The following is a 554-nucleotide window of genomic DNA, read 5'->3' as shown; positions in this document are numbered from 1 at the left end:
CTGGCTCTGGCTCTGGCTCAGGAGCTTGGTTTTTCTCAGCGCCATAAGTACCTTGAGCACCATTACCTTCATAGATACCACCGATGTACTCAGCGTCACCGCCGTAGAATCCACCTTCGGTATTGTAGCCATCGTTATCTGCTGCTGCACCTGAGAATTTATTACCATCGATATCTGCTGTTAGGTTGATATCACCTGCATTGGCAAAATTCAATTCACCGGCTACTTTCTTAGCAACAAAGTCAGCAGTAAACGCAGAGCTACCATATTCAATGTTATTGTCTAAACCAAGCTCGCGATAGGTTGCGTCACCAGTATATTCTGCAGTACCATCTGTCGGTACGTTTTCAGCTTTAGTTGCATTACCAGTAACGGTTACACCGTCGACTGGAAGCTGACTTTCACCTAAAGTGGCGCCGCCATTAATATGACCAATACGCATATTATCACCAAAGTCTTTATAGACTGAGGTGTAGTTGAGAGGTAAGTTTCCTAAAGCGGTAGGAATCTCGGCACTTCCTGTATAAGACTTGAAATCATTATCAAGGTCAGTG

General features: G+C 44.6%; 1 protein-coding gene. It reads right to left on the bottom strand.

Annotation, left to right across the window (positions count from 1 at the left end):
• The coding region (locus ACS8FD_RS23535; RefSeq protein WP_439277630.1) for a transferrin-binding protein-like solute binding protein at window positions 1–554 on the bottom strand (554 nt) is incomplete at both ends.

It is taken from the genome of Psychrobacter sp. 1U2, from assembly GCF_051847575.1.
Note: the sequence above shows the minus strand (reverse complement) of the source record. Positions and strands in the feature narration are given on the sequence as shown.